At 68.9% G+C, this 25,260-nt stretch carries 22 protein-coding genes; 15 read left to right on the plus strand and 7 right to left on the minus strand.

From position 1 onward, the window contains the following. Nucleotide 1: 1 nt before the first annotated feature. Together AWC25_RS06865 and AWC25_RS06870 are read right to left on the minus strand one after the other, a co-directional pair. Entirely contained in the window at nt 2–1,204 is a 1,203-nt protein-coding gene (locus tag AWC25_RS06865; RefSeq protein WP_069402255.1) for a PE family protein, read from the minus strand. A gap of 15 nt (nt 1,205–1,219) precedes the next feature. Next, nucleotides 1,220–2,284: a PPE family protein gene (locus tag AWC25_RS06870; protein WP_069402256.1), complete on the minus strand. Its 1,065-nt coding sequence runs from the start codon at nt 2,282–2,284 to the stop codon at nt 1,220–1,222. Nucleotides 2,285–2,521: 237 nt separating this feature from the next. Between AWC25_RS06870 and pdxS the strand changes: the two genes are divergently transcribed. From pdxS to pdxT, 3 genes are read left to right on the plus strand one after another with little or no spacing between them, the layout of a single operon-like run. Next, on the plus strand, nt 2,522–3,427 hold the full coding sequence (gene pdxS, locus AWC25_RS06875) for a pyridoxal 5'-phosphate synthase lyase subunit PdxS (protein WP_372513415.1): 906 nt from the start codon (nt 2,522–2,524) through the stop codon (nt 3,425–3,427). 14 nt (nt 3,428–3,441) lie between these two features. After that, complete coding sequence (gene tesB / locus AWC25_RS06880) at nt 3,442–4,278, plus strand: acyl-CoA thioesterase II (protein ID WP_069402279.1); 837 nt, start codon at nt 3,442–3,444, stop codon at nt 4,276–4,278. Continuing rightward, a complete protein-coding gene (gene pdxT / locus AWC25_RS06885) occupies nt 4,275–4,871 on the plus strand; it encodes a pyridoxal 5'-phosphate synthase glutaminase subunit PdxT (RefSeq protein WP_069402258.1) in 597 nt (198 codons plus the stop codon). The genes tesB and pdxT overlap by 4 nt, the downstream gene beginning before the upstream one ends. Here pdxT and AWC25_RS26990 read toward each other — a convergent pair. Beyond that, nucleotides 4,868–5,017, minus strand: coding sequence for a hypothetical protein (locus AWC25_RS26990; RefSeq protein ID WP_169717115.1), 150 nt, complete (start codon nt 5,015–5,017; stop codon nt 4,868–4,870). The genes pdxT and AWC25_RS26990 overlap by 4 nt on opposite strands. Nucleotides 5,018–5,155: 138 nt before the next feature. On the opposite strand from AWC25_RS26990, the gene AWC25_RS06895 reads away from it, so the two are divergent. Beyond that, nucleotides 5,156–5,911 (plus strand): YebC/PmpR family DNA-binding transcriptional regulator, encoded by a 756-nt coding sequence (locus tag AWC25_RS06895; RefSeq protein WP_069402260.1) that lies wholly within the window; start codon nt 5,156–5,158, stop codon nt 5,909–5,911. A gap of 25 nt (nt 5,912–5,936) precedes the next feature. On the opposite strand, the gene AWC25_RS06900 is transcribed toward AWC25_RS06895, so the two are convergent. After that, nucleotides 5,937–6,449 (minus strand): DUF2617 family protein, encoded by a 513-nt coding sequence (locus tag AWC25_RS06900; protein WP_069402261.1) that lies wholly within the window; start codon nt 6,447–6,449, stop codon nt 5,937–5,939. A 268-nt stretch (nt 6,450–6,717) separates the two neighbouring features. Between AWC25_RS06900 and ruvC the strand changes: the two genes are divergently transcribed. The 5 genes from ruvC (at nt 6,718) to AWC25_RS06925 (ending at nt 10,160) form a co-directional block, all read left to right on the plus strand. Beyond that, nucleotides 6,718–7,308: a crossover junction endodeoxyribonuclease RuvC gene (ruvC, locus tag AWC25_RS06905; protein ID WP_069402262.1), complete on the plus strand. Its 591-nt coding sequence runs from the start codon at nt 6,718–6,720 to the stop codon at nt 7,306–7,308. Then, complete coding sequence (gene ruvA, locus AWC25_RS06910) at nt 7,305–7,919, plus strand: Holliday junction branch migration protein RuvA (protein ID WP_069402263.1); 615 nt, start codon at nt 7,305–7,307, stop codon at nt 7,917–7,919. The genes ruvC and ruvA overlap by 4 nt, the downstream gene beginning before the upstream one ends. Continuing rightward, on the plus strand, nt 7,916–8,977 hold the full coding sequence (gene ruvB / locus AWC25_RS06915) for a Holliday junction branch migration DNA helicase RuvB (protein ID WP_069402264.1): 1,062 nt from the start codon (nt 7,916–7,918) through the stop codon (nt 8,975–8,977). The genes ruvA and ruvB overlap by 4 nt, the downstream gene beginning before the upstream one ends. 10 nt (nt 8,978–8,987) lie before the next feature. Next, nucleotides 8,988–9,374, plus strand: coding sequence for a DUF1304 domain-containing protein (locus AWC25_RS06920; RefSeq protein WP_069402265.1), 387 nt, complete (start codon nt 8,988–8,990; stop codon nt 9,372–9,374). An 81-nt stretch (nt 9,375–9,455) separates the two neighbouring features. Continuing rightward, entirely contained in the window at nt 9,456–10,160 is a 705-nt protein-coding gene (locus tag AWC25_RS06925) for a hypothetical protein (RefSeq protein WP_069402266.1), read from the plus strand. A gap of 61 nt (nt 10,161–10,221) precedes the next feature. Here AWC25_RS06925 and car read toward each other — a convergent pair whose 3' ends face one another. Next, nucleotides 10,222–13,707 (minus strand): carboxylic acid reductase, encoded by a 3,486-nt coding sequence (gene car / locus AWC25_RS06930; RefSeq protein ID WP_069402267.1) that lies wholly within the window; start codon nt 13,705–13,707, stop codon nt 10,222–10,224. 177 nt (nt 13,708–13,884) lie between these two features. Next, nucleotides 13,885–15,225 (minus strand): 4-aminobutyrate--2-oxoglutarate transaminase, encoded by a 1,341-nt coding sequence (gabT, locus tag AWC25_RS06935; protein WP_069402268.1) that lies wholly within the window; start codon nt 15,223–15,225, stop codon nt 13,885–13,887. A gap of 215 nt (nt 15,226–15,440) precedes the next feature. Here gabT and yajC point away from each other — a divergent pair, with 215 nt between their 5' ends. The 6 genes from yajC (at nt 15,441) to AWC25_RS06965 (ending at nt 23,512) form a co-directional block, all read left to right on the plus strand. After that, the gene (gene yajC / locus AWC25_RS06940; protein ID WP_069402269.1) at nt 15,441–15,767 is read left to right on the plus strand and encodes a preprotein translocase subunit YajC; all 327 of its coding nucleotides are present in this window, start codon (nt 15,441–15,443) and stop codon (nt 15,765–15,767) included. A 69-nt stretch (nt 15,768–15,836) separates the two neighbouring features. Next, nucleotides 15,837–17,564 carry a protein translocase subunit SecD gene (gene secD / locus AWC25_RS06945; RefSeq protein WP_085166538.1) on the plus strand — a complete coding sequence of 576 codons (1,728 nt, stop codon included), beginning with the start codon at nt 15,837–15,839 and terminating at the stop codon, nt 17,562–17,564. Nucleotides 17,565–17,571: 7 nt separating this feature from the next. Continuing rightward, the gene (gene secF, locus AWC25_RS06950) at nt 17,572–18,852 is read left to right on the plus strand and encodes a protein translocase subunit SecF (protein WP_085166539.1); all 1,281 of its coding nucleotides are present in this window, start codon (nt 17,572–17,574) and stop codon (nt 18,850–18,852) included. A 5-nt stretch (nt 18,853–18,857) separates the two neighbouring features. Next, complete coding sequence (locus tag AWC25_RS06955) at nt 18,858–20,573, plus strand: ABC transporter substrate-binding protein (RefSeq protein WP_069402272.1); 1,716 nt, start codon at nt 18,858–18,860, stop codon at nt 20,571–20,573. Beyond that, nucleotides 20,555–21,112, plus strand: coding sequence for an adenine phosphoribosyltransferase (locus AWC25_RS06960; RefSeq protein WP_372513414.1), 558 nt, complete (start codon nt 20,555–20,557; stop codon nt 21,110–21,112). The genes AWC25_RS06955 and AWC25_RS06960 overlap by 19 nt, the downstream gene beginning before the upstream one ends. 30 nt (nt 21,113–21,142) lie before the next feature. Further along, nucleotides 21,143–23,512 (plus strand): RelA/SpoT family protein, encoded by a 2,370-nt coding sequence (locus tag AWC25_RS06965; RefSeq protein ID WP_069402281.1) that lies wholly within the window; start codon nt 21,143–21,145, stop codon nt 23,510–23,512. Here the strand turns inward: AWC25_RS06965 and AWC25_RS06970 are convergent, their stop codons facing one another. Beyond that, a complete protein-coding gene (locus AWC25_RS06970) occupies nt 23,513–25,255 on the minus strand; it encodes a protein kinase domain-containing protein (RefSeq protein ID WP_085166540.1) in 1,743 nt (580 codons plus the stop codon). Between the last annotated feature and the right edge of the window lie 5 nt (nt 25,256–25,260).

Genomic DNA, 25,260 nt, shown 5'->3' on the forward strand with positions numbered 1-25,260 from the left:
GCTAGAACCCGCTCACCGTCCCGTTGACGACCAGCGGGGGCAACCCCGCAACCAGCGGATTCGCGACGCCGGCCGTGGCGCCCTGGCCGACGTAACCGGCAACGCTGAGCGGGTTGAGGCCGGGCAGCAGGCCGGGCGCATAGCCCAGGTCCACGATCGGCTTGAGGAACGGTTGCAGCAAGTCCGCCAACGGGTTTCCGAGGATCGGCAGCATCCGCAGCGGATCCAGCAGCGGGAGTTGCGCGGTGGGCATGAAATAAAACGTCAGGTTGCCGATCTGGTGCTCAATCGCGGTCGCGACCTGCGCGGCGGACAGGTACGGCATCGTGGAGTGCAGATTCAGATAGCCGAACAGCGCGTTGACGCTCGACGGCAGCCACAGCGGATGCAACGGGAAATCGGCGATGGCGTCGTACTGCAACGTGAAGATCGACGTCAGGTAGGGCGTCGTGAGCGGTGTCGGGAAGCGGAAGCTGCCGAAGCCGGGAATGAAGTGCGTCAGGATGCCGCCCATCGGGTTGTTCGGGTTGGCCAGCAACACGAAGTTCAATAGGTCGGCATCCGGCCGCAACGCCGCCGGCAGGGCCTGCAGATAGCGCATCTCCAGGCTGGCGATGGTCGCACTCTGCGAATAACCCACCACCACAACACGATTCCCGGCCGCGGTCTCCGTCATGATCGCGTTGTTGAGTGTGGCGAAGCCCGTGTACACCGACCTGCCGAAGGTTTGGCTGCCCAGGCCGGTCACCGGCCAGAACTCTTCCGGCGTATGCAAACTCACCAACGTGTAGCCGGGATAGTTCTGGGCCAGATACGCCTGCTCGATCGACGTCATGTAGTTCAGATTCGGCGACGGGTTCCCGGTGCCGCCCATGATCAGCGCGATCTTGTTGGACCCGGCAGACGATTGCAGGGCGGCGGCATTGGACGCCTCGGCTTCGGCGTAGGCGTTTTTCGCGGTGATCAGGGTTTGCACGAACTGGTTGTGGAACAGTTCGGCTTGCGCGCTCAGCGTTTGATACTGCTGAGCCTGCGCGCCGAGCAGAGCCGCCGCGCGCGCCGACACCGAATCCGTGGCCGGCGGCAGCACCGACGACATGGGGGCCGCCGCGGCCGCGTTCGTCGCCTCCAGGCTCGCGCCGATGCCCTGCAACTCGTCGGCAGCCGTCGCCATCGCATCGACATCGGTGATCACGAAGGTCATCGGCGTACCGCCTGGCTAGCCGGCGGCCGGGCGGGGTGGGACCCCGTGCTGTGCGGCTCTCGCCGCAGCGGCGGCGCTCAGCAGCCGGCCGGGCACACCGGGCGACGGCAGCTGGCCGGTGGCGGGCAGGCTCGCCGCGACCGGGCGCACCGCGGCCGTCGCCGGTGCCGGGGTAGCCGCCGGCGCCGCGTCGGACACCCAGCTCGCGGGCACCGACAGCGCGCCGATGGAATCGGCCCGCCCCATGCTGGCGCTGGTCACGCTGCCGACGAGCTGCGCGGTGACCGGGGTGGCGCCGGTGCTCGGACCGACCGCGGAGGTCAGCACCGGATCGATCGCGGGGATGCTGCCGGCGCTGCTGAGCAACGGGTTCGCGCCGGACATCAGCTGGCCGGTGAGGCCGCTCAGCGGTTGCATGGCGAACTGGGCCGGCGTCGACGCCATCTGCAGCTGCGACATCGGGTTCATCAGCTGCTGGGCCAGCGAATTGATGAAGCCGTCGAGCAGTTCCTGCAGGAAGGAGGTATAGATCGGGGTGGGCAGCTTGGTCAGCGTCAGCGGCGGGGGACTGAACGCGGTCCAGCCGGCCTGGGCCGCGGTGATCGCGGCGTCGTAGCCGGTCATCGCCGCCACGTCCTGCGCCCACATCTCGGCGTAGTCGGACTCCGTCGCGGCGATGGCCGCGCAGTTCTGCCCCAGGAAGTTGGTGGCGGTCAGGAACAACAGCAGCGCACGGTTGGCCGCGACCACCTCCGGCGGCACCGTCGCGCTGAACGCCACCTCGAACGCACCCGCCGACAACCGGGCCTGGTTGGCCACCACCTCCGCCTTCGCCGACGTCGCGGTCAGCCACTGCACGTACGGCGCCGCCGCGGTCGCCATCGTCAGCGAGGCCGGTCCCTGCCACACCCCGTCGGTCAACGTCGAGACGGTCGTTTGAAATGAACTCGCCGCCGACCCCAATTGCGCGGCCAATCCGTCCCAGGCCGCCGCCGCCACCCACATCGTCTGTGCCCGTGGACCCGCGTACATGCGTGCGGAATTGATTTCCGGCGGCAGTAGCGCGAAGTCGGGCAACATAGGAAACCTCTTTCGGCTCCCCATTAACGGCGGGTGTGACCAGGGCTGGACCCGTGGACTTGCACCAGCAGCAACGGTTTTCGCAAACAACTGGTGCAATTCTTAGCACAATGTGACCTACGTCGCACCCATTTGTTCGGCAGACGTTGAAGGTCTCCCAGAAACGGTGCGGAAATCGATTTGTGGGCCCCACTAGAGTGGAAGCTCGACAGTTCGAGGAGAGAAGAGCTAGTGAACATCGGCGCACAGTCGAGCCAGGCCAACCAGACGGGGACGGCCCGCGTCAAGCGCGGCATGGCCGAGATGCTCAAAGGCGGCGTCATCATGGACGTCGTCACCCCGGAGCAGGCTCGGATCGCCGAGGGCGCCGGCGCCGTCGCGGTGATGGCACTGGAGCGGGTACCCGCCGACATCCGGGCCCAGGGCGGGGTGTCGCGGATGAGTGACCCCGACATGATCGAGGGCATCATCTCGGCGGTGACCATCCCGGTGATGGCCAAGGCGCGGATCGGGCATTTCGTCGAGGCGCAGATCCTGCAAAGCCTGGGCGTAGATTACATCGACGAATCCGAGGTGCTCACACCCGCCGACTACACCCACCACATCGACAAGTGGAAGTTCACCGTGCCGTTCGTGTGCGGCGCGACCAACCTGGGTGAGGCGCTGCGGCGGATCAACGAGGGTGCCGCGATGATCCGGTCCAAGGGCGAAGCCGGCACCGGCGACGTGTCCAACGCGACCACCCACATGCGGGCCATCGGCGGCGAAATCCGTCGGCTGACATCCCTGTCGGACGACGAATTGTTCGTCGCCGCAAAGGAATTGCAGGCACCCTACGACCTGGTGGTCGAGGTGGCCCGGGCCGGCAAGCTGCCGGTGACACTGTTCACCGCCGGCGGCATCGCGACCCCGGCCGACGCGGCGATGATGATGCAACTCGGGGCCGAGGGTGTGTTCGTCGGCTCCGGCATCTTCAAGTCGGGCGACCCCGCCGCACGCGCGGCCGCGATCGTCAAGGCCACCACCTTCTACGACGACCCCGACGTGCTGGCCAAGGTTTCCCGCGGCCTGGGTGAGGCGATGGTCGGCATCAACGTCGAGCAGATCGCGCAACCGCATCGCCTGGCCGAGCGCGGCTGGTAAGCCAAGGGCTGTTGGTGGCTATCGAAGAGATCCTTGATCTCGAGCAGCTCGAGGTCAACATCTACCGCGGTCGGGTGTTCAGTCCGGAGTCGGGATACTTCCAGCGCACCTTCGGCGGTCACGTCGCCGGGCAGTCGCTCGTCTCGGCCGTGCGCACGGTAGACCCGCGCTACCAGGTGCACTCGCTGCACGGCTACTTCCTGCGGCCCGGGGACGCCAACGAGCCCACCGTCTTCATCGTCGAGCGCACGCGCGACGGCGGTTCGTTCGCGACCCGCCGGGTCAACGCCATTCAGCACGGCGAGATCATCTTCAGCATGGGCGCGTCGTTTCAGACCGACCAGGAGGGCATTCACCACCAGGACCGGATGCCGTCCGCCCCACCGCCCGACGGCCTCCCGGGGCTGGACTCGATCAAGGTCTTCGACGATGCGGGCTTCAAGCAGTTCGAGGAGTGGGACGTGTGCATCGTGCCGCGCGAGCGGCTGGAGTTGTTGCCCGGCAAGGCTTCTCAGCAGCAGGTGTGGTTCCGCCACCGCGACCCGCTGCCGGATGACCCGGTGCTGCACATCTGCGCGCTGGCCTACATGAGCGACCTCACGTTGCTGGGCTCCGCACAGGTCAACCATCTCGACGTCCGTGCCCACCTGCAGGTGGCGTCGCTGGACCACGCGATGTGGTTCATGCGTGCCTTCCGCGCCGACGAGTGGCTGCTGTACGACCAGTCCTCGCCGTCGGCCAGCGGCGGCCGGGCGTTGTGTCAGGGCAAGATCTTCAGCCAGTCCGGCGAGATGGTGGCGGCGGTCATGCAGGAGGGGCTGACCCGCTTCCCGCGGGGATACGGCAAGTGAGCCGCCCGCGCATCGGCGTGTTGGCGTTGCAGGGCGACACCCGGGAGCATCTGACGGCGCTGCGCGAGGCGGGAGCCGAGTCGATGCCGGTGCGCCGGCGCGGCGAGATCGACGCCATCGACGGGCTGGTGATCCCGGGCGGGGAATCCACCACGATGAGCCATCTGCTGCTCGACCTCGATCTGCTCGAGCCATTGCGGGCACGGCTGGCCGACGGGCTGCCGGCCTACGGGGCCTGCGCGGGCATGATCATGCTGTCCAGCGAAATCCTCGACGCCGGCGCCAACGGACGGCAGGCGCTGCCGCTGCGCGCCATCGACATAACCGTGCGGCGCAATGCCTTTGGGCGTCAGGTCGATTCGTTCGAGGGCGATGTCGACTTCGCCGGCCTGGACGGCCCGGTGCGCGCGGTGTTCATTCGTGCGCCTTGGGTCGAGCGCGTCGGCGCGGGCGTGCAGGTGTTGGCGACCGCGGCCGGACACGCCGTCGCGGTGCGGCAGGGCCCGATGCTGGCGACGGCCTTTCACCCGGAGGTGACCGGTGACCGCCGCATCCACCAGCTGTTCGTCGACATCGTCGCCGGCCGGGGCTAGCGCGTGCTCTCGTCGGCGACGTTGCGGTCGGACTGGCCCAAGCCCGGCCCCTGCGGGTCCTCGTGCTGGTGTTCCAGTTTGTCCTGCAACTCCCGCTGCTCCTCGGTCGACTGCGTCGCGTCCTCGGGTTCTTTCGGTTGATTCACGTCCTTCAGGTTCTCCGGAATCGCCCGCCGCGAAACCGGGACGGCTCGAGGGGTGGGGCCCCACGGTCGGCGATCGACCGGACCGTCCACGTAGACTCGGCGGCGAACTTTACGTCACAGAAGAGGTAGAACACACAGATGAGCGGCCATTCCAAGTGGGCCACCACCAAGCACCAGAAGGCCGTCAAGGACGCACGCCGCGGCAAGGAGTTCGCCCGGCTGATCAAGAACATCGAGGTCGCGGCCCGCACCGGCGGCGGTGACCCGGCCGGCAACCCCACGCTGTACGACGCCATCCAGAAGGCCAAGAAGACGTCGGTACCCAACGACAACATCGAACGCGCCCGCAAGCGCGGCGCCGGCGAGGAAGCCGGCGGGGCCGACTACCAGACGATCATGTACGAGGGCTACGGACCCAACGGCGTCGCCGTGCTGATCGAGTGCCTCACCGACAACCGCAACCGGGCGGCCGGCGAGGTCCGGGTGGCGGTGACACGTAACGGCGGCACCATGGCAGACCCGGGCTCGGTGTCCTACCTGTTCAGCCGCAAGGGCGTGGTCACGCTGGAGAAGAACGGGCTCAGCGAAGACGACGTGCTGGCCGCCGTGCTGGACGCCGGTGCCGAGGACGTCAACGACCTGGGCGAGAGCTTCGAGATCATCTCCGAGCCCACCGACCTGGTCGCGGTGCGCACCGCACTGCAGAATGCCGGCATCGACTACGAATCCGCGGAGGCGAGCTTTCAGCCGTCGGTCAGCGTGCCGGTCGACGTAGACGGTGCCCGCAAGGTGTTCAAGCTCGTCGACGCGCTGGAGGACAGCGACGACGTGCAGAACGTCTGGACCAATGTCGAGCTGTCCGACGAAGTCCTGGCCGCGTTAGACGAGGACTAGGCAATTTCGTGCGGCTGCTGGGCGGTCACGGCCGCCACCGGCTGGCCGTGTGCACCACGTCACCACCCGCACCGCCCGGGTTGAGTGGGTACAGATGCCAGGTCTGCCAGCGCCAGCCAGCGCCGTCGGGTTGGGCGGCCAGCACGGTCAGCGCGGCGTCATCACCGGGAAATGTGCCACCCAGCCAACCGGCTTCGGTTCGGCAGCGCCGGCGCAGCCGGCGTGCCAGCCGGCGAAACGAGGTCTCGTCGTGGCCGCCGGTGTGCGAGTGCAGGCAGTAACCCGACGCCTCCGCGTGCTCGGGCAGCGTGGCGGTGCCACTGCCCGCCGCGCAGGACACCTGTTCGGAGAAGCTGCCGGCGGCATGCTCGACGGTGACCAGGTGCGAGGCGCCCAGCACGCCGAGGCGCAGCACCCCGCCGCCGGGGTGGTGCAGCACATGGCTGGCCAGCAGCGGCGGTGCGGGTGCGTTGAGCGCGAGCCCGAGCGTGCTGCCGGACACGTCGGCCGGGGCTACGGCGAGTCGGTAAAGCGGCACCGCGCGGTCCTACGGCACGGCCGGCGTGCGGATCGAGCGCCCCTGCGGCTGCCGGGCTTGGAAAACGCGCCGCCACGGGGTCATCAGGACCACGAGTAGCGTTCTCACGACAGACCTCCGGTGCCGCGACGGCGGAGCAAACGTGGGCCCAAATTAACAGCTTTTGTCGGCGACCGAGGCGTGTCCTGCCGGGTGACGGTCGGACCCGACCGTTACGCTATCGAACAGCTGTTCGGGACGCCGGTTTGCACGAAGTGGGAGTGGGAGCATGCGCGTGATGGGCGTCGATCCCGGACTGACCCGATGCGGGTTGTCCGTGGTCGAAAGCGGCCGCGGGCGCAGCGTGGTGGCGCTGGACGTCGACGTGGTCCGCACCCCGTCGGACACCGCGCTGCCGCAGCGGCTACTGGCGATCAGCGACGTCGTCGACTACTGGATGGACACCCACCGGCCCGACGTCATCGCGATCGAGCGGGTGTTCTCGCAGCACAACGTGTCGACGGTGATGGGCACCGCGCAGGCCGGCGGCGTGATCGCGCTGGCGGCCGCACGGCGGGGCATCGACGTGCACTTCCATACCCCCAGCGAGGTCAAGGCGGCGGTCACCGGCAACGGTGCCGCCGACAAGGCGCAGGTCACCGAGATGGTCACCAGAATCCTCACCCTGCAGGCCAAACCGACCCCGGCCGACGCGGCCGACGCGCTGGCGCTGGCCATCTGCCATTGCTGGCGGGCGCCGACGCTGGCCCGGATGGCGGCCGCCGAAGCGCTGGCCGCCCAGCAGCGCCGGGCCTACCGGGCCAAGCTGGCCGCCAAGACGGCCCAGGCCAAGGCCGCCCAAGCCGGAGCGCGACGATGATCTCCTCGGTGCGCGGGGAGGTGCTCGAGGTGGCGCTCGATCACGCGGTGATCGAGGCCGCCGGTGTCGGCTACCGGGTGAACGCGACACCGTCGACGCTGGCGACGCTGCGGCAGGGGAGTGAGGCCCGGCTGATCACTGCGATGATCGTGCGCGAGGATTCGATGACGCTGTACGGGTTCCCCGACAGCCAGACCCGCGACCTGTTCCACACCTTGCTGTCGGTGTCCGGGGTGGGGCCGCGGCTGGCGATGGCGACACTGGCCGTGCACGACGCCGCGGCGCTGTGCCAGGCGCTGGCCGACGGCGACGTCGCGGCGCTGACCCGGGTGCCCGGCATCGGCAAGCGCGGCGCCGAGCGCATGGTGCTGGAATTGCGCGACAAGATTGCGCCGATGGGGGCGCCCGCGTCCGCACCGGCGGGTGCCGGCCGCAACGGCCACGCGGTGCGCGGCCCCGTCGTCGAAGCGCTCGTCGGACTGGGCTTCGCGGCCAAGCAGGCCGAGGAGACCACCGACAGCGTGCTGGCCGCCGCCCGCGAAAACGGCGAGGAGCCAACGACTTCCGGTGCGTTGCGGGCCGCGCTGTCGCTGTTGGGCAAGTCAAAATGAACGAGGACGTCGCCGCCAACTTCGCCGACGACTATGCCGACCGCGACCTTTCGCCGGCGCTCACCGTCGGCGAGGGCGACATCGATGTCAGCCTGCGGCCCCGGTCGCTGCGGGAGTTCATCGGGCAACCGCGGGTCCGCGAACAGCTGCAGCTGGTCATCGAGGGAGCCAAGAATCGGGGCGGCACGCCGGATCACATCCTGCTGTCCGGGCCGCCCGGGCTGGGCAAGACCTCGCTGGCGATGATCATCGCCGCCGAGCTGGGGTCGTCGCTGCGGGTGACGTCCGGGCCGGCGCTGGAGCGCGCGGGGGACCTGGCGGCGATGCTGTCCAACCTGGTCGAGCACGACGTGCTGTTCATCGACGAGATCCATCGCATCGCCCGGCCCGCCGAAGAGATGCTTTACCTCGCGATGGAGGACTTTCGGGTCGACGTCGTGGTGGGCAAGGGCCCCGGCGCCACCTCGATTCCGCTGGAGGTGTCGCCCTTCACCCTGGTCGGCGCCACCACCCGGTCGGGCGCGCTGACCGGGCCGCTGCGGGACCGGTTCGGCTTCACCGCGCACATGGACTTCTACGAGCCCGCCGATCTGGAGCGGGTGCTGGCCCGGTCCGCCGGGATCCTGGGTATCGAGCTGGGCGCGGAGGCCGGTGCCGAAATCGCGCGGCGCTCGCGGGGGACGCCGCGGATCGCCAACCGGCTGCTGCGCCGGGTCCGCGACTTCGCCGAGGTGCGCGCCGACGGGGTGATCACCCGCGACGTCGCCAAGTCCGCGCTGGAGGTCTACGACGTGGACGAACTCGGGCTCGACCGGCTGGACCGGGCCGTGCTCTCGGCGCTGACCCGCAGCTTCGGTGGCGGCCCGGTGGGGGTTTCGACGCTCGCGGTCGCGGTCGGGGAGGAAGCGACCACCGTCGAGGAGGTGTGCGAGCCGTTTCTGGTGCGCGCGGGCATGATCGCGCGGACACCGCGCGGCCGGGTCGCCACCGCACAGGCCTGGACGCATCTCGGCATGACGCCGCCGTCCGGGGTTTCGCAGCCCGGGTTGTTCGACTAGGGGGGACACCATGATCACCGCCGGATTGGTATTCGCCGCGTTGGCGGCGCTGCTGCACGTCTACATCTTCACGATGGAGTCGCTGACCTGGACGTCGGACCGCACCCGGGCCACCTTCGGGACGACCGCCGAGGAGGCCGAGACCACCCGGCTACTCGCGTTCAACCAGGGCTTCTACAACCTCTTCTTGGCGATCGTCACCGGGGTGGGCATCGCCGCGCTGGCGCTGGGACACCGCGGGGCGGGTGCCGCACTCGTCTTCGCCGGCGTCGGACCCATGGCGGCGGCGGCGCTGGTGCTGGTGGCGTCGGCGCGGGACAAGGCCCGGGCCGCGGTGACGCAGGGACTTTTCCCGGCCATCGCGATCGTGCTGCTGATCGTGGGCCTGGACGCGTAACGCCGCGGCGCTGCGGGTTACTTCCGTTCGCCGCAGGGTATCCACGCCCTGCTGAAGTAGCCCGGCAAAAGAGGAGAAACCATGAAGAACGCACGAGACGGCCATCCAGGCAGGCTGTGGATGCCACGCTCCCGCGGTGCGGTGTGCGGCTTGGTACTGATCGCCCTGGGTGCCTGGGGTGCGTTGGTCCCGTTCATCGGTCCGCATCTGAATTTCGCGTACACCCCCGACCGAGACTGGGCGTGGAGCACGGCCCGCGGCTGGTTGGAGGTGCTGCCGGGTGCCCTGACCGTACTGGGCGGCTTGCTGCTGATCTTTTCTGGAAATCGGATCACCGCGATCGTGGGCGGCTGGCTGGCGGTGCTGTCCGGCGCCTGGTTCGTCGTTGGACGAGACCTGGCGCCGGTGCTGGGGATCGGATCGGCCGGGGATCCGATCGCCGCGACCGACCGCAAGCGGGCCGCACTGGAGATCGCGTACTTCTCCGGGCTGGGCGCCTTGATCGTCTTCGTGGGCGGCATCGCGCTGGCCCGCCTGGCGGTGCGTCTGGCCAGCGATGTCGAGGCGCTGGCGCGGGTGCGCTCGGCCACCCCGCCGCCCGGCGACGAGCCCGCCTACATGTCGGGACTGGAGGAGCCGCACCGCGAGGTGGAGCCCGACGCGCTGACCACCCCGCGCGTGGACGCGGCCGAAGAGCACAAGACCGGCCGCTGGCGCCGGCACCGGGCCGACGCCGCACCCGGACAGGGCGCGTCGTACCTGCGCTGGCCGCATCCCCAGCGCTGAGCATGGCACAAGGACCGATCGCCAGCCCCTGAGCAGGGCTGGCGATCGGTCTGGTGCGGCCTCAGAGCAGTCCGAGCAGTTTCAGATCGCTGATGTACTTGCCGATGATCTGCGGCGTGATGTGCGGAATGTCCTTGTCGGGGCCGACTTTGGCCTCCTGGACGGCCGCGCGGAATCGATCGGTTGGGGCGATCGAACCCCGAACCGAACGCTCCGGCTTCTGGTAGTTGTGCAGCAGCGGCAGCAGCGACGCGTTGCGCTGCTTCTCGGGCAGGCCGCGCAGGCTGGTCTCGAACCGCTGTAGCCAGTCGGCGTAGTCGTCGACGCGCTGGATCGCACAGCCGGCCACCTGAGGGTCGATGAGCCAGTCGACGAACTCGTCCATGCCGATCCCGTCGTCGTAGGGGTTCATCACGTGGAAGGTGCGGAACCCTTCCGCCGTCTGCGCCCCCAGTGTCGAGATCGCCTCGGCGATGAACTCGACCGGCAGCCCGTCGTAGTGGGCGCGTGGGCGTCGACCGTCGGAGTCGAGCTCGTAGAACGAGCCGGGCGCGATGCCGGTCGCCGCCAGGCTCAGCATCATGCGGGTGAACATATCCGACACGTTGAGCTGACCGGAATAGCTGGTGTCGGCGAGGATCATGTCGCAGCGGAAAACCGCCACCGGCAGCCCGCACAGGTCGTTGGCCTCGCGGAGCAGCACCTCGCCAGCCCACTTGCTGTTGCCGTAGCCGTTGGCGTAGCTGTCGTCGACGCGCCGGGTGGCGCTCATCTGCCGGACGTCGGCGTCCTCGGTGAACTGACCCGGTGCGACCTGGTCGCCGACCCCGATCGTGGAGACGTAGGTGTATGGCTTCACCTTCGTCGTCAGCGCCAGCCGGATCAGCTCGGCGGTGCCCAAGGCGTTGGGGCCGAACAGCTCGCTGTAGGGCAACACGTGGTTGACCAGGGCGGCCGGGTCGACGATCAGGTCGACGGTGTCGGCCAGTCGCTGCCAGGTCTGCCGGTCCAGGCCGAGATCGGCCTCGCCCTTGTCGCCGGCCAGCACCTCGAGGTGGTCGGCGGCCAGCGTGCGGTAGTGCTGGAGCAGCTCGGCGTCACCGCTGTCGAAGGTGGCGTCCAGGCGGGCCCGGGCCGCGGTGTCGTCCTTCGCGCGAACCAGGGCGATCACCTTGCCGTCGACCAGGTCCATCCGCTCAAGCCACTCCAGGGCCAGATACCGGCCCAAGAAGCCGGTCGTGCCGGTCAGCAGGACGGTGCGCACCTCGCTGCTCGCGGCGGGCAGCGCCGGCGCGGCCGCCAGGGTCGAGGCATCGATGAACTTGTCCAGGGTCAGGTCACTGGCGTGCACCTCGACCGCGTCACGTCCGTGCACCGAGGCGAAGCTGGGCCGCTTGCTGCCCTGGCGCTGAGCCTCGATGTAGCTGGCGACGGCCGCCAGGTCGTTGGCCGGGCTGACGATCACGCCGACCGACACCTCGACGTCGAAGATCTCGTTCAGCAGATTGCCGAAGGTCAACGCCGACAACGAGTCCCCGCCCAGGTCGGTGAAGTGCGAATCGGGCGACAGGTCGGTGGCGCCGCTGCCCAACAGGGCCGCGGCGGCCCGGGTTACCGTCTGGACCACCGGTGCGTCGGCGCCGCTGCGACGCAGCTCGGACAACTCGTTGGCCTGGCCTTCGGCCAGCTCGACGTAGAGCTGTTCCAACCGCTCGCCGTATTGCTGCTTGAGCTTCGGCCAGGCCAGCTTGCGAATGCCGGTCAGCAGACCGTTCTCCACCGTGAAAGGCGTTGTCTCGATGAGGAAGTCGCGCGGCACCTCGTAGGACTGCAGGCCGGCCTCTTTCGCGACGGTCTGCAGCGAGTCGGCGATCAGCGGCTTCAAAGCGTCAACGTCGTTGTCGGCCAACGCTTCTTCGGTGGGCACGACGACGGCCAGCAGGTAGGGGTGGGCGCTGTTGCCGTAGACGTAGATCTGCCGCACCAGGGGGCTGTTGCCGAACACCGCCTCCAGCTTGGCGAGCGTGACGAACTCACCCTGCGCCAGCTTGAGCACGTTGTTGCGGCGGTCGACGTAGACCAGCTTGTCCGGCTCGACCTCGGCGACCACGTCGCCGGTGTGGTACCAGCCGTCGGCGTCCAGCACGCTCGCGGTGACCTCGGGCCGCTTGTAGTAACCGGGGAACATGTTCGCGGTCTTGAGCAGCAGCTCACCACGCGGATGCGGCCGGTCGGTGGCGAAGTAGCCCAGGTCGGGAACGTCGATCAACTTGTAGTCGATGACCGGCGGGCGGCGTACCTCGCCGTCCAGCATCACCATGCCGGCCTCGGTCGACCCGTAGCCGTCCAGCAGGTGCATCTGAAGCACCGATTCGACCCAGGCCGTCAACTCCGGGGAGGTGGGCGCGGAGCCCGTCATCGCGAAGATGAACCGCCCGCCCAGCAGGTACTGCCGGATCTCGTCGAGAACCTGCGCCTCGCTGCCGCCGGTGTCGACGCGCCGCTGGTACTCGGCGTAAAGCGTCTCCCAGATGCGCGGCACGAAATTCAGCTCGGTGGGCCGGACCAGTTCGAGGTCCTCCAGCAGCGTGGACAGGTCGCTCTTGGCGGCGAAGTACGCGGTGCCGCCGTTGCCGAGCGTGCCGTAGAGGATGCCGCGGCCCATGACGTGGCTCATCGGCATGAAGTTGAGCGTGATCGACGCGGCGCTTTCGCCGAACCAGTTCTTGTTCGACCGGCACCACATCTTGCCCATGTTGCTTTGCGGGTACATCGCGCCCTTGGGGGCGCCGGTGCTGCCGGAGGTGTAGATCAACAGACCCAGCGGGTCGTCGGATTCGGGCTCGACGGGCGGCACCGGGGGCAGGGTCTTGCCGCGCTCGACGAGGTCGCTCAACGCCTCCACCACCACGCCGGCGTCGGCCAACCGGGTGCGGGCGGCCGCCAGGGCGTCGCGGTCGTCGTCGACCTCGGCGTGGTAGTCAAAGACCACCAGCTTGGCCGGGACGTGACCGGTCAGCGCCAGCTCGACGGCGACCGGCAGCTGGTTGACGCTCGCGGCGACCAGCGCGGGCTCGGTCTCGGCGACGATCGGCTGCAGCTGTGCGGGCGACGAGCTCGTCTGCAGCGGGACACCCACGGCGGCGAGCTTGGCCAGCGCCAGATCGAGGGTGGTGAAGTCGACGCTGTTGAAGCCAAGCACGGCCACCCGATCGCCGGCCCGCACCGGGTCGTTGGCCAGGGCGCGAGTCAGCGCCTCGACGCGCTCACCGAGCTCGCGGTAGGTGATGGTCTCGAAGCGGGAGACCACCTCGGCCACGGTGCGCCCGGTTTTCGGGTCCTTGACGAATTCCAGCACCCGCTGCCCCAGGGCCGGGCGGTCGGCGTAGCCCTCGAGCACGATCTGAATGATCTGCGGCAGCCGCAGTCCGGGCTGCTCGAGGGCCTCGACGATCGCCGGGTCCGGTCGGGCGGCCGCGAACTGGGGGTCGCTGGCGGATAGTTCCTCGATGCGGCGCTCCAGCCGTTCTTCGGAAATAGTAGACATGACCGTTCCTTGCTGATGAGAAGTTTGTCCGCGCCACGCTGCGCTGATGGATAGAACGTTAGTTAAACTAAAGGTATTTCTCAACGAGGCGCGTCAGGCCAAGGTTGTGACATCCCCCACGGGGCCGGGGAATAGTGGCGCGCTTCATCAAACCGAGCGTACTGACCGGTTACCGGGTCAGAGCTCGGCCAAAATCCCGGCAACGACGTCCAAACCCTCGGCCAGCAGCTCGTCGCTGATCGACAGCGGGGGCAGCAACCGGACGATGTTGCCGAACATGCCGCACGTCAACAGGATGACGCCGGCGGCGTGCGCGGCGGTGGCCAGCCGGTCAGCCAGCGCGCCGTCGGGTTCGGCGCTACCCGACTTCACCAGCTCGACGGCGATCATCGCGCCCCGGCCGCGGACGTCGCCGATCCGGTCGTCGGCGGCCTGCAGCCGCTGCAGGGGCTCGGTCATCAGCCGTTCGATCTGCCGTGCCCGCTCGATCAGGCCGTCCTGCTCGATCGTCTCGATCGCCGCGAGTGCCGCCGCACAGACCACCGGGTTGCCGCCGAACGTGCCGCCGAGGCCGCTGACGTGCGGGGCGTCCATGATCTCGGCCCGCCCGGTCACCGCCGACAACGGGAGGCCCCCGGCAATGCCCTTGGCCGTGCAGATCAGGTCGGGCTCGATCCCCTCGTGTTCGCACGCGAACATGGTCCCGGTGCGCGCGAACCCGGTCTGCACCTCGTCGGCAATGAACACCACGTCGTTGCGGCGGCACCAATCCAGCAGCGCGGGCAGAAAGCCCTCGGCCGGGACGATGAAACCACCCTCGCCCTGGATGGGCTCGATGATGACGGCGGCCAGGTTCTTCGCGCCGACCTGCTTCTCGATGAAGGTGAGGGTGCGCGCGGCGGCCAGCTCGCCGTCGGTGGCCAACTCCTTGTCCAGCAGGCCATCCCGATACGGGTAGGACAGCGGCGCCCGGTAAATCTCCGGCGCGAACGGCCCGAAACCGCTCTTGTAGGGCATGGACTTGGCCGTCAACGCCATCGTCATGTTGGTCCGACCGTGATAGGCGTGGTCGAACGCGACGACGGCGGGCTTGCGGGTATAGGAGCGCGCGATCTTGATCGAATTCTCGACCGCCTCGGCGCCGGAGTTGAACAGCACCGAGCGTTTCTCCCCGGAGCCGGGGGTGATTCGGTTGAGCTCCTCGGCGACGGCGACGTACTGCTCGTAGGGGGTCACCATGAAGCAGGTGTGGGTGAACTTGGCCACCTGGGCACGGACCGCGTCGACGACCCGGGGCGCGGAATTGCCGATCGTGGTGACTGCGATGCCCGAGCCCAGATCGATCAGGCGGTTGCCGTCGACGTCCTCAACGATGCCGCCGCCGGCGCGCACGGCGAACACCGGCATGGTGATCCCGACACCGTGGGAGACCGCGGCGGTGCGGCGTTTGGTCAGTTCGAGCGAGCGGGGACCGGGAATTTCGGTAACCAGCTGGCGGGTCTGCTCGAGGCCGGCCACGACGTCCTCCTCCCGGCAACGCGCGTGTCGCGTCGCGCTGAAAGCCTATCCGTCCGACGCGTCTCGGCGCCCGCCCAACGGTTGGTCGCGGCCGGTGGCCTGCCAGACTGGACGGGCACACTGGACGCGTCACGCGGGTGCGTGACCTCCCGGTCGGCCTGGCACCGACTGTCGGGATACCCAGCAACAACCGATACGAAAGACAGGCGCGCTCGATGGAGAGTTTGGTTTTGTTCCTGCCGTTCCTGCTCATCATGGGCGGCTTCATGTACCTGGCGTCGCGGCGTCAGAAGCGCGCGATGCAGGCCACCATCGACCTGCACGAGTCGCTGCAGCCGGGGGATCGCGTCCACACCACGTCGGGCCTGCAGGCCACCGTCGTCGCCCTCACCGACGACACCGTCGACCTCGAGATCGCACCCGGCGTCGTCACCACCTGGATGAAGCTGGCCATTCGCGACCGGATCCTGCCGGAGGACGACCTGGAAGATTCCGACGATCGCCCCGGTCCGGTGAACGGTTTGCGGGACGCGGACACGTAGGCTTCGTCGGAGGCTGTCTCGGAAGCTTCGTCCGGGGTATACGACCGATTCACTAGGAGATATAAGGACGTGGCATCGTCTTCGACGCCGGTGCACCCTGCCCGCTACCTGTCGGTGTTCCTATTGCTGCTGGTCGGGGCCTACCTTGCGGTGTTTTTGACGGGGGACAAACGCGCGGCACCGAAGCTTGGCATCGACCTGCAGGGCGGGACCCGGGTCACGCTGACCGCCCGTACCCCGGACGGCTCGCGCCCCACCCGCGAGGCGCTGGCCCAGGCGCAGCAGATCATCAGCGCGCGGGTGAACGGCCTGGGCGTGTCGGGTTCGGAGGTCGTGGTCGACGGGGACAACCTGGTCATCACCGTCCCGGGCAACGACGGTAACGAGGCGCGCAACCTGGGACAGACGGCTCGGCTGTACATCCGGCCGGTGCTCAACTCCGAGCCGGCGCAGCCCGCCGAAGCCACGCCCCCGGGCGCCCCGCCACCCGCGGGTCAACCCGCCCCGCCGGCTTCTGGTCAACCCGCCCCGCCACCCGCGGGTCGTCCGGCGCCGCAGCCGCGGCCCTATCCGCAGGACCCACCGCCCAGTCCCGCACCGAGCCCAAGCCCCGCGCCCGCCGGCCCGGCCGGACAGGCGCCGTCCCCTCAGGTGCCCACGCCGCCGGACCCGCGCAAGGATCTGGCCGAGCGCATCCAGGCCATGAAAGAGCTGCGGCAGAGCGACAACCCCTACATCCAGATGGTCGCGATGCGGTGGGTGGCGTCGCACTGCGACAAAGAGGACATCCTGGCTGGCAACGACGACCCGAAACTGCCGCTGGTGACTTGTTCGACCGACCACAAGGTCGCGTATCTGCTCGGCCCGTCGATCATCAGTGGCGATCAGATCCAGGACGCCAGCTCCACCATGAACCAGCACGGCATCGGCTTCGTCGTCGATCTTCAATTCAAACCCGCCGCGGCCAACACCTGGGCCGACTTCACCGCCGCCCACGTCGGCACCCAGACCGCGTTCACCCTGGACTCGCAGGTCGTCAGCGCCCCGATGATTCAGGAGGCCATCCCGGGCGGGCGGACCCAGATCTCCGGTGGCGACCCGCCGTTCAACGCCACCACCGCCGGCCAGTTGGCCAACGTGCTGAAGTACGGTTCGCTGCCGTTGTCATTCGAATCCTCGGAGGCGCAAACCGTTTCGGCCACACTGGGATTGACCTCGCTGCGGGCCGGCATCATCGCGGGTGCGATCGGTTTGGCCCTGGTGCTGCTGTACGCCCTGCTGTACTACCGGGTGCTGGGATTGCTGACGGCGTTGTCGCTGATCGCTTCGGGCGCAATGGTTTTCGCGATTCTGGTAATCCTGGGCCGACAGATCAACTACACCCTGGACCTGGCGGGTATCGCGGGTCTGATCATCGGCATCGGCACCACCGCCGACTCGTTCGTGGTGTTCTTCGAACGCATCAAGGACGAGATCCGCGAAGGCCGTTCGTTCCGGTCGGCGGTGCCCCGAGGCTGGACACGCGCCCGCAAGACCATCGTGTCGGGTAACGCCGTCACCTTCCTGGCCGCCGCGGTGCTCTACGCCCTGGCGATCGGCCAGGTGCGCGGGTTCGCGTTCACCCTGGGCCTGACCACGGTCCTTGACGTGGTGGTGGTGTTCCTGGTGACGTGGCCGCTGGTGTACCTGGCTTCGAAATCTCCGACACTGGCGAAGCCCGCGTACAACGGCCTGGGCGCCGTCCAGCAGATCGCCCGCGAACGCCGGGCTGCGCCGAGCGTGAAGACGGGACGGTGAGCGCGCGATGACCGAGAAAGCCAAGACCACCGACAGCGACACCGCCAGCAAGACCCAGACCCAGCTGCCGCAGCACAGCTTGCTCACCCGGCTCTACACCGGAACCGGCGCGTTCGAGGTCGTCGGGCGGCGGCGGCTCTGGTACGGCATCAGCGGTGCCATCGTCGCGATCGCGGTCGTCAGCATCATCCTGCGTGGCTTCACGTTCGGGATCGACTTCAAGGGCGGCACCACGGTGTCCATGCCCGTCGCGGGCGCGACCGGCCAGGCCCAGACCTCGCAGGTGCAGGACGTGTTCCGCAAGACCCTGGGCCGCGATGCCGAGGCGGTGGTCATCGTCGGCAACGGCCCGTCGGCGACCGTGCAGATCAGCTCGGAGACGCTGACCAACAGCCAGACGGAGAAGCTGCGCAACGCGTTGTTCGACGCCTTCGGACCCAAGGGCACCGACGGCAAGCCCAACAAGGCGGCGATCAGCGACTCGGCGGTGTCGGAGACCTGGGGCGGCCAGATCACCAAGAAGGCGCTGTTCGCTCTGGTGGTGTTCCTGGTGCTGGTCGGCCTGTACATCATGATTCGCTACGAGCGCTACATGGCCATCTCGGCGCTGACGACCATGGTTTTCGACCTGACGGTCACGGCCGGGGTCTATTCGCTGGTCGGTTTCGAGGTGAGCCCGGCCACCGTGATCGGCTTGCTGACCATCCTCGGGTTCTCGCTGTACGACACCGTCATCGTGTTCGACAAGGTCGAGGAAAACACCAAGGACTTCCAGCACACCACCCGCCGCACCTTCGCCGAGGAAGCCAACCTGGCGGTCAACCAGACCTTCATGCGCTCGATCAACACCAGCCTCATCTCGGTGCTGCCGGTGCTGGCGCTGATGGTGGTGGCGGTGTGGCTGCTCGGCGTCGGCACGCTGAAGGACCTGGCGCTGGTGCAGCTGGTCGGCATTCTGGTGGGCACCTACTCGTCCATCTTCTTCGCCACCCCGCTGCTGGTCACGCTGCGCGAGCGCACGGAGCTGGTGCGGTCGCACACCCGCCGGGTGCTGAAACGACGCAAGCCCGTCCCGCACAAACAGACCGCCGCGACCGACGACGCCCCCGCCACCGGTACGGACCCGGCCGAGACCGGGCCGGAAACTGCGCCGGAAACCATGCCCGAGACCGGGAAGGCCGAACCGGCGGGCGCGGCGGCACCGAGCAAACCGGCGCCCGGTGCCCGACCCGTGCGGCCCACCGGCACCCGGCGCCCGACCGGCAAGCGAAACGCCGGCCGGCGGTAAGCGAGATGGGCTCCTGGTGTCCGCGGACTGGGGGCGCCGCTAGCCGGCGGGCCGGGCGCCGGTTGCTGGTCGGCCGCCCCCGTGCGGCGACCCTCGCCGTACTCGCCCCGCTCGCCGCGGCCGCCATGCTGACCGGCTGCTCGGGCAGCGCTGCCGCGCAGATCGCCTACGTCGTCGACGGCCCGCTGACCAGCTACAACGTCAATACGACCAGCGGTGCGGCGTCGGCCGGCGCGCAGGCGTTCGCCCGCACGCTGACCGGGTTCGGGTATCACGGGCCCGACGGTCAGGTCGTCGCCGACCACGACTTCGGCAGCGTCTCGGTGGTCGGCGGTTCGCCGCTGGTGCTCGACTACCAGATCGCCGACAACGCGGTCTACTCCGACGGCAAGCCGGTCACCTGCGACGACCTGGTGCTGGCCTGGGCGGCACAGTCCGGGCGGTTTGCCGGCTTCGACGCCGCCACCCAGGCCGGCTACGCCGACATCGCCAACATCGAGTGCATCCCGGGCCAGAAAAAGGCGCGGGTGTCGTTCATCCCGGACCGCGGCATCGTCGACTATCAGCAGCTGTTCGTGGCGACCACGATGATGCCGTCGCACGTCATCGCCGATCAGCTCAACATCGACGTGACCGCAACGCTGCTCAGCAACAACACCGCGTCGATCGCCCAGATCGCGCAGCTGTGGAACACCGGATGGGACATCAAGCCCGGGCTCAAACCCGAGGAGATCGCCAAACGCTTCCCGTCGTCGGGGCCGTACAAGATGGAGTCTGTGCTGGGCAACGGCGCGGTGGTGCTCGTCGCCAACGACCGCTGGTGGGGGCCGAAGGCGATCACCAAGCGGATCACCGTGTCGCCGCAGGCACCCGACATCCAGGACCGGGTCAACAACCGCAGCGTCGACGTCGTCGATGTCGCGGCCGGGTCGTCGGGGACGCTGACCACCCCGGACAACTACGACCGCACCGACTTCGGCTCGGCGGGCATCGAGCAGTTGATCTTCGCCCCGCGGGGTCCGCTGGCGCAGGCCAAGGCGCGCCGCGCGGTCGCGCTGTGCACGCCGCGTGACGTGATCGCCCGCGACGCCGGGGTGGCGGTCGCCAACTCGCGCCTGGCGCCGGCGACCGAGGATGCGATCGCGCTGGCCGAGGGGGCCACCGAGGCCGCGCCGTTCGCCAAGGCCGATGCCGCCGCCGCCCGTGACGCGCTCGGTGGTGCGCCGCTGACCGTGCGGATCGGCTACCCGGGCCCGAACGCCCGGCTCGCCGTCACCGTCGGGACCATCGCCAAGTCCTGCGCCCCGGCCGGCGTCAGCGTCGCGAACGTCACCCTGGACACGTCCGGCCCGCAAGCGCTGCGCGACGGCAAGATCGACGTGCTGCTGGCCAGCACCGGTGGTGCCACCGGCAGCGGCTCCACCGGCTCGTCGGCGATGGATGCCTACGCCCTGCACAGCGGCAACGGCAACAACCTGTCGGACTACGCGAACCCGCAGATCGACGGCATCATCGGCGCGCTGGCGGTCTCCGCCGACCCGGCCGAGCGCGTTCGGTTGCTCGCCGAGGGGGCGCCGGTACTGTGGGGCGACATGCCGACGTTGCCGCTCTACCGGCAACAACGCACCCTGCTGATGTCGAAGAAGATGTACGCGGTCAGCGCGAATCCGACCCGCTGGGGCGCCGGCTGGAACATGGATCGGTGGGCCTTGCTGCAGTGACGGGTGTTCGAGAGGATGCGCCGCTGGCCGGCCTGATCGCGTCGCTGACCCGGGAGGTGGCCGATTTCCCGCAGCCCGGCGTCCAGTTCAAGGATCTGACCCCGGTGTTCGCCGACGCGGCGGCCATGGCCGCGGTCACCGACGCGCTCGCCGGTTTCGCCGCCGGCGTCGATCTGGTGGCCGGCATCGATTCCCGCGGGTTTTTGGCCGCGGCCGCGGTGGCCGACCGGCTGGGCACCGGCGTGCTCGCCATCCGCAAGGGTGGCAAGCTGCCGCCGCCGGTGCACGCCGTCGAGTACAACCTGGAGTACGGCAACGCCGTGTTGGAGATCCCGGCCGACGGCATCGACTTCCGCGATCGCCGGGTGGTGATCATCGACGACGTGCTGGCCACCGGCGGGACGCTGGCCGCCGCGGCCGGGCTGCTGACGCAGGTCGGCGCCCGGGTGACGGTCGCCGCGGTGGTGCTGGAGCTCACCGGGCTGGGCGGCCGCGAGACGGTCGCGCCGCTGCAAGTCCACAGCTTGTGCCGGATGTAGGGGATATCCTCGGATTCGGAGGTGACCAACGTGGCGGATGAGCAAGGTACGGCGCAAGCTGTTGCGCCGCCCGTCGAGTCGCCGGCGCCGCCTCGGCCCGCGGACCCGCCGGAGCCCCCCACCGAAACGCTGAAGACGTCCAGCAGCGCGTCCCGGCGGGTGCGGGCCCGGCTGGCGCGTCGGATGACGGCCCAGCGCAGCACGCTCAACCCGGTGCTCGAACCGCTGGTGGCGGTGCACCGGGAGGTCTATCCCAAGGCCAACGTGTCGCTGCTGCAGCGCGCGTTCGAGGTCGCCGACCAGCGGCACGCCAGCCAACGGCGGCATTCCGGCGATCCGTACATCACCCATCCGCTGGCCGTGGCCAACATTCTCGCCGAATTGGGCATGGACACCACCACTTTGGTGGCTGCGCTGCTGCACGACACCGTCGAGGACACCGGCTACACGCTGGCCGCGCTGAGCGAGGAGTTCGGCGAGGAGGTCGGCCACCTCGTCGACGGCGTCACCAAACTGGATCGCGTCGAGCTGGGCAACGCGGCCGAGGGCGAGACCATCCGCAAGATGATCACCGCGATGGCCCGCGACCCCCGGGTGTTGGTGATCAAGGTGGCCGACCGGCTGCACAACATGCGCACCATGCGCTTCCTGCCGCCGGAGAAGCAGGCCCGCAAGGCCCGCGAGACGCTGGAAGTCATTGCGCCCCTTGCGCATCGGCTGGGGATGGCCAGCGTCAAATGGGAGCTGGAAGATCTGTCGTTCGCGATCCTGCACCCGAAGAAGTACGAGGAGATCGTCCGCCTGGTCGCCGGGCGCGCTCCGTCCCGGGACACCTATCTGGCCAAGGTCCGCGCCGAGATCGTCGCCACGCTGGGCGCGTCGAAAATCAAGGCGACGGTCGAGGGCCGGCCCAAGCACTACTGGTCCATCTACCAGAAGATGATCGTCAAGGGCCGCGACTTCGACGACATCCACGACCTGGTCGGCATCCGCATCCTGTGCGACGAGATCCGGGACTGCTACGCCGCGGTCGGCGTGGTGCACTCGCTGTGGCAGCCGATGGCGGGCCGATTCAAGGACTACATCGCCCAACCCAGATACGGTGTGTACCAATCGCTGCACACCACCGTCGTGGGCCCGGAGGGCAAGCCGCTGGAGGTGCAGATCCGCACCCGCGACATGCACCGCACCGCGGAATACGGCATCGCCGCGCACTGGCGCTACAAGGAAGCCAAGGGCCGCAACGGTGTTCCGCACCCGCACGCGGCCGCCGAGATCGACGACATGGCCTGGATGCGTCAGCTGCTCGACTGGCAGCGGGAGGCCGCCGACCCGGGGGAGTTCCTGGAGTCGCTGCGTTACGACCTTGCGGTGCAAGAGATTTTCGTGTTCACCCCCAAGGGCGACGTGATCACCCTGCCGAACGGATCGACACCGGTGGACTTCGCCTACGCGGTGCACACCGAGGTGGGCCACCGCTGCATCGGCGCCCGGGTCAACGGGCGGCTGGTCGCGCTGGAGCGCAAGCTCGAAAACGGGGAAGTGGTCGAGGTTTTCACCTCCAAGGCGCCCAACGCCGGGCCGTCGCGGGACTGGCAGCAATTTGTGGTGTCGCCGCGGGCCAAGGCGAAGATCCGGCAGTGGTTCGCCAAGGAGCGTCGCGAAGAGGCGTTGGAGGCGGGCAAAGAGGCGATGGCCCGCGAGGTGCGTCGCGGCGGACTTCCCTTGCAGCGCTTGGTCAATGGTGAGTCGATGGCGGCGGTGGCGCGCGAGCTGCACTACACCGACGTGTCCACCATGTACACCGCGATCGGCGAGGGGCACGTGTCGGCCCGCCACGTCGTGCAGCGGCTGCTGGCCGAACTCGGCGGGATCGACCAGGCCGAGGAGGATCTGGCCGAACGGTCCACGCCGACGACCATGCTGCGCCGCCCGCGCAGCACCGACGACGTCGGCGTCTCCGTCCCCGGTGCGCCCGGCGTGCTGACCAAGTTGGCCAAGTGCTGCACGCCGGTGCCCGGCGACGCGATCATGGGTTTCGTCACGCGCGGTGGCGGGGTCAGCGTGCACCGCACCGACTGCACCAACGCCGCCTCGCTGCAGCAGCAGGCCGAGCGGATCATCGAGGTGCTCTGGGCGCCGTCGCCGTCGTCGGTGTTCCTGGTCGCCATTCAGGTCGAGGCGCTCGACCGGCACCGGCTGCTCTCGGACGTCACCCGGGTACTGGCCGACGAGAAGGTGAACATCCTGTCCGCGTCGGTTACCACCTCGGGGGACCGAGTTGCCATCAGCCGCTTCACCTTTGAGATGGGCGACCCCAAGCACCTCGGGCACCTGCTCAACGTCGTGCGCAATGTGGAAGGCGTGTACGACGTCTACCGGGTGACGTCGGCCGCCTGATCAGTCCAGCCGTATCGAGTTGATCGTCACCGGCGAGGCCGGTAGGCCGCTCTCGCGGTTGCCGGCCACACCGGCCGTGCCGATCTTGTCGAGGACCGCCAGGCCCGCCTCGTCGATGGTCCCGAGCACCGTGTTGACCGGTTGGGTCTCGGTGTCCTGGAAGAACAGCACGAACTGGCTGCCGTTGGTGTTGGGGTCCGACGTCGCCATCGCCACAGTGCCGCGCGGGTAGACGACGGTCGCGCGCAGCGCGGGATCGCCCGGCGGGTACTGATTGGTGGGGTATTCGTCGGCGAATTCGTAGCCCGGGCCGCCGCCGCCGTCCTTGTCGGGGCCACCGCACAGTAGCGCCGCGACGTCGGCCGTCTTGGTCAGCCGGGCGCACGAGGTGTCGTCGAAGAACTGTTGTCGCGCCAGGCTGGTGAAGCTGTTCACCGTGCAGGGCGACTTGGCGTTGTCCAGCTGAAGGCCGATGTCGCCGCTGTTGGTCGAGATGGTCGTGCTGACCACGGGCGGGTAGGTGGACACCCGACCGGGCGGCGGCGGGGTGACCGGCTTCGGGGAGGCATCCGGGGAGTCGGCGGCCACCGCCGGATATTGGCAGTTGGCGCCCAGGTCCGGTGGCGGGGAGAACGCCGGCAACGGTGGTGCGCTCGCGCCGTTCGGGGTGGCGGCCGTCGTCGGCCCGAACGGGCCGCCCATCGCGGGGCCCAGTTTGGGCGTCCGGGGATGCGGCGCGGTGGTGGTGGCGGCGTTGTCGGTCGCCGAGTCGTTGTGGGTCACCAGCGCAATCACCAAGATCGTCACCGTCGTGAGGGTGAAGATCGACGCGGCCACGATGCCGACGATCAGCCGCCGGTTCGACGAGCGCGGCGGGGCCTGCGGGTGCGGCGCGAAATGCGGCAGGCCGGGCGTCGCGGTGGTGGGCAACTCGGTGAGCGCGGCCTTGGCGGCCTCGGCGAACGCGATCGCCGACTGGTAGCGGGAGTCGACATCCTTGGCCATGCCCCGGGCGATCACGTCGTCGAGGGCCGGCGGCACGCCGGGCGCGGTCAGCGAGGCGCGCGGCGGCGGGGTGTTCAGATGCGCGTTGAGTTGTTCTTCGAAGGTGTCGCCGGGGTACGGCAGGTGTCCGGTCAGGCATTCGTATAGCACGCAGGCCAGCGCGTAGATGTCCGCGCGGTGGTCGGTCATGCCCCGGAATCGCTCCGGGGCCATATAGGCCATCGTGCCCATGGTGTGGCCGCTCTGGGTCAGCGCGGTGTCGGCGGCGGTGCGGGCGAGGCCGAAGTCGATCAGGTAGACGAACTCGCGGTTGGTCACCAGGATGTTGGACGGCTTGATGTCGCGGTGGATCAGCCCGACCTCGTGGGCCGTATCCAGCGCTGCCGCAACCTGTTCGATCACCGCGACGGCCCGCCGCGGGTCCAGCCGTCCGCCATGATCGCGGGTGTACTGCAGCAGGTCGCGGCCCTCGATCAGGCGCATGTCGACATACAGCCGGCCGTCGATCTCGCCGTAGCTGTGAATCGGCACCATGTGCGGGTCGTTCAGGCTTGCCGCGATGCGTGCCTCGCGGCGGAACCGGTGCTGAAATTCGCTGTCCTCGGCCAGATGTGCGGGCAGCACCTTCAGCGCGACGATCCGGTCGGTGCTGGTGTCGTAGGCGCGATAGACCTGTCCCATGCCGCCGCGGCCCAACACCTCACGCAGCTGGTACTGCCCGAATGACTCCTCCACCACGCCCT

Source organism: Mycobacterium sherrisii (assembly GCF_002102355.1).
Lineage (GTDB): Bacteria > Actinomycetota > Actinomycetes > Mycobacteriales > Mycobacteriaceae > Mycobacterium > Mycobacterium sherrisii.

Coding starts and splice junctions, on each gene's coding strand:
- AWC25_RS06865 (WP_069402255.1), bottom strand. CDS start 1,204: ATGACCTTCGTGATCACCGATGTCGATGCGATGGCGACGGCTGCCGAC.
- AWC25_RS06870 (WP_069402256.1), bottom strand. CDS start 2,284: ATGTTGCCCGACTTCGCGCTACTGCCGCCGGAAATCAATTCCGCACGC.
- AWC25_RS06895 (WP_069402260.1), top strand. CDS start 5,156: ATGAGCGGCCATTCCAAGTGGGCCACCACCAAGCACCAGAAGGCCGTC.
- ruvC (WP_069402262.1), top strand. CDS start 6,718: ATGCGCGTGATGGGCGTCGATCCCGGACTGACCCGATGCGGGTTGTCC.
- ruvA (WP_069402263.1), top strand. CDS start 7,305: ATGATCTCCTCGGTGCGCGGGGAGGTGCTCGAGGTGGCGCTCGATCAC.
- ruvB (WP_069402264.1), top strand. CDS start 7,916: ATGAACGAGGACGTCGCCGCCAACTTCGCCGACGACTATGCCGACCGC.
- AWC25_RS06920 (WP_069402265.1), top strand. CDS start 8,988: ATGATCACCGCCGGATTGGTATTCGCCGCGTTGGCGGCGCTGCTGCAC.
- AWC25_RS06925 (WP_069402266.1), top strand. CDS start 9,456: ATGAAGAACGCACGAGACGGCCATCCAGGCAGGCTGTGGATGCCACGC.
- car (WP_069402267.1), bottom strand. CDS start 13,707: ATGTCTACTATTTCCGAAGAACGGCTGGAGCGCCGCATCGAGGAACTA.
- yajC (WP_069402269.1), top strand. CDS start 15,441: ATGGAGAGTTTGGTTTTGTTCCTGCCGTTCCTGCTCATCATGGGCGGC.
- secF (WP_085166539.1), top strand. CDS start 17,572: ATGACCGAGAAAGCCAAGACCACCGACAGCGACACCGCCAGCAAGACC.
- AWC25_RS06955 (WP_069402272.1), top strand. CDS start 18,858: ATGGGCTCCTGGTGTCCGCGGACTGGGGGCGCCGCTAGCCGGCGGGCC.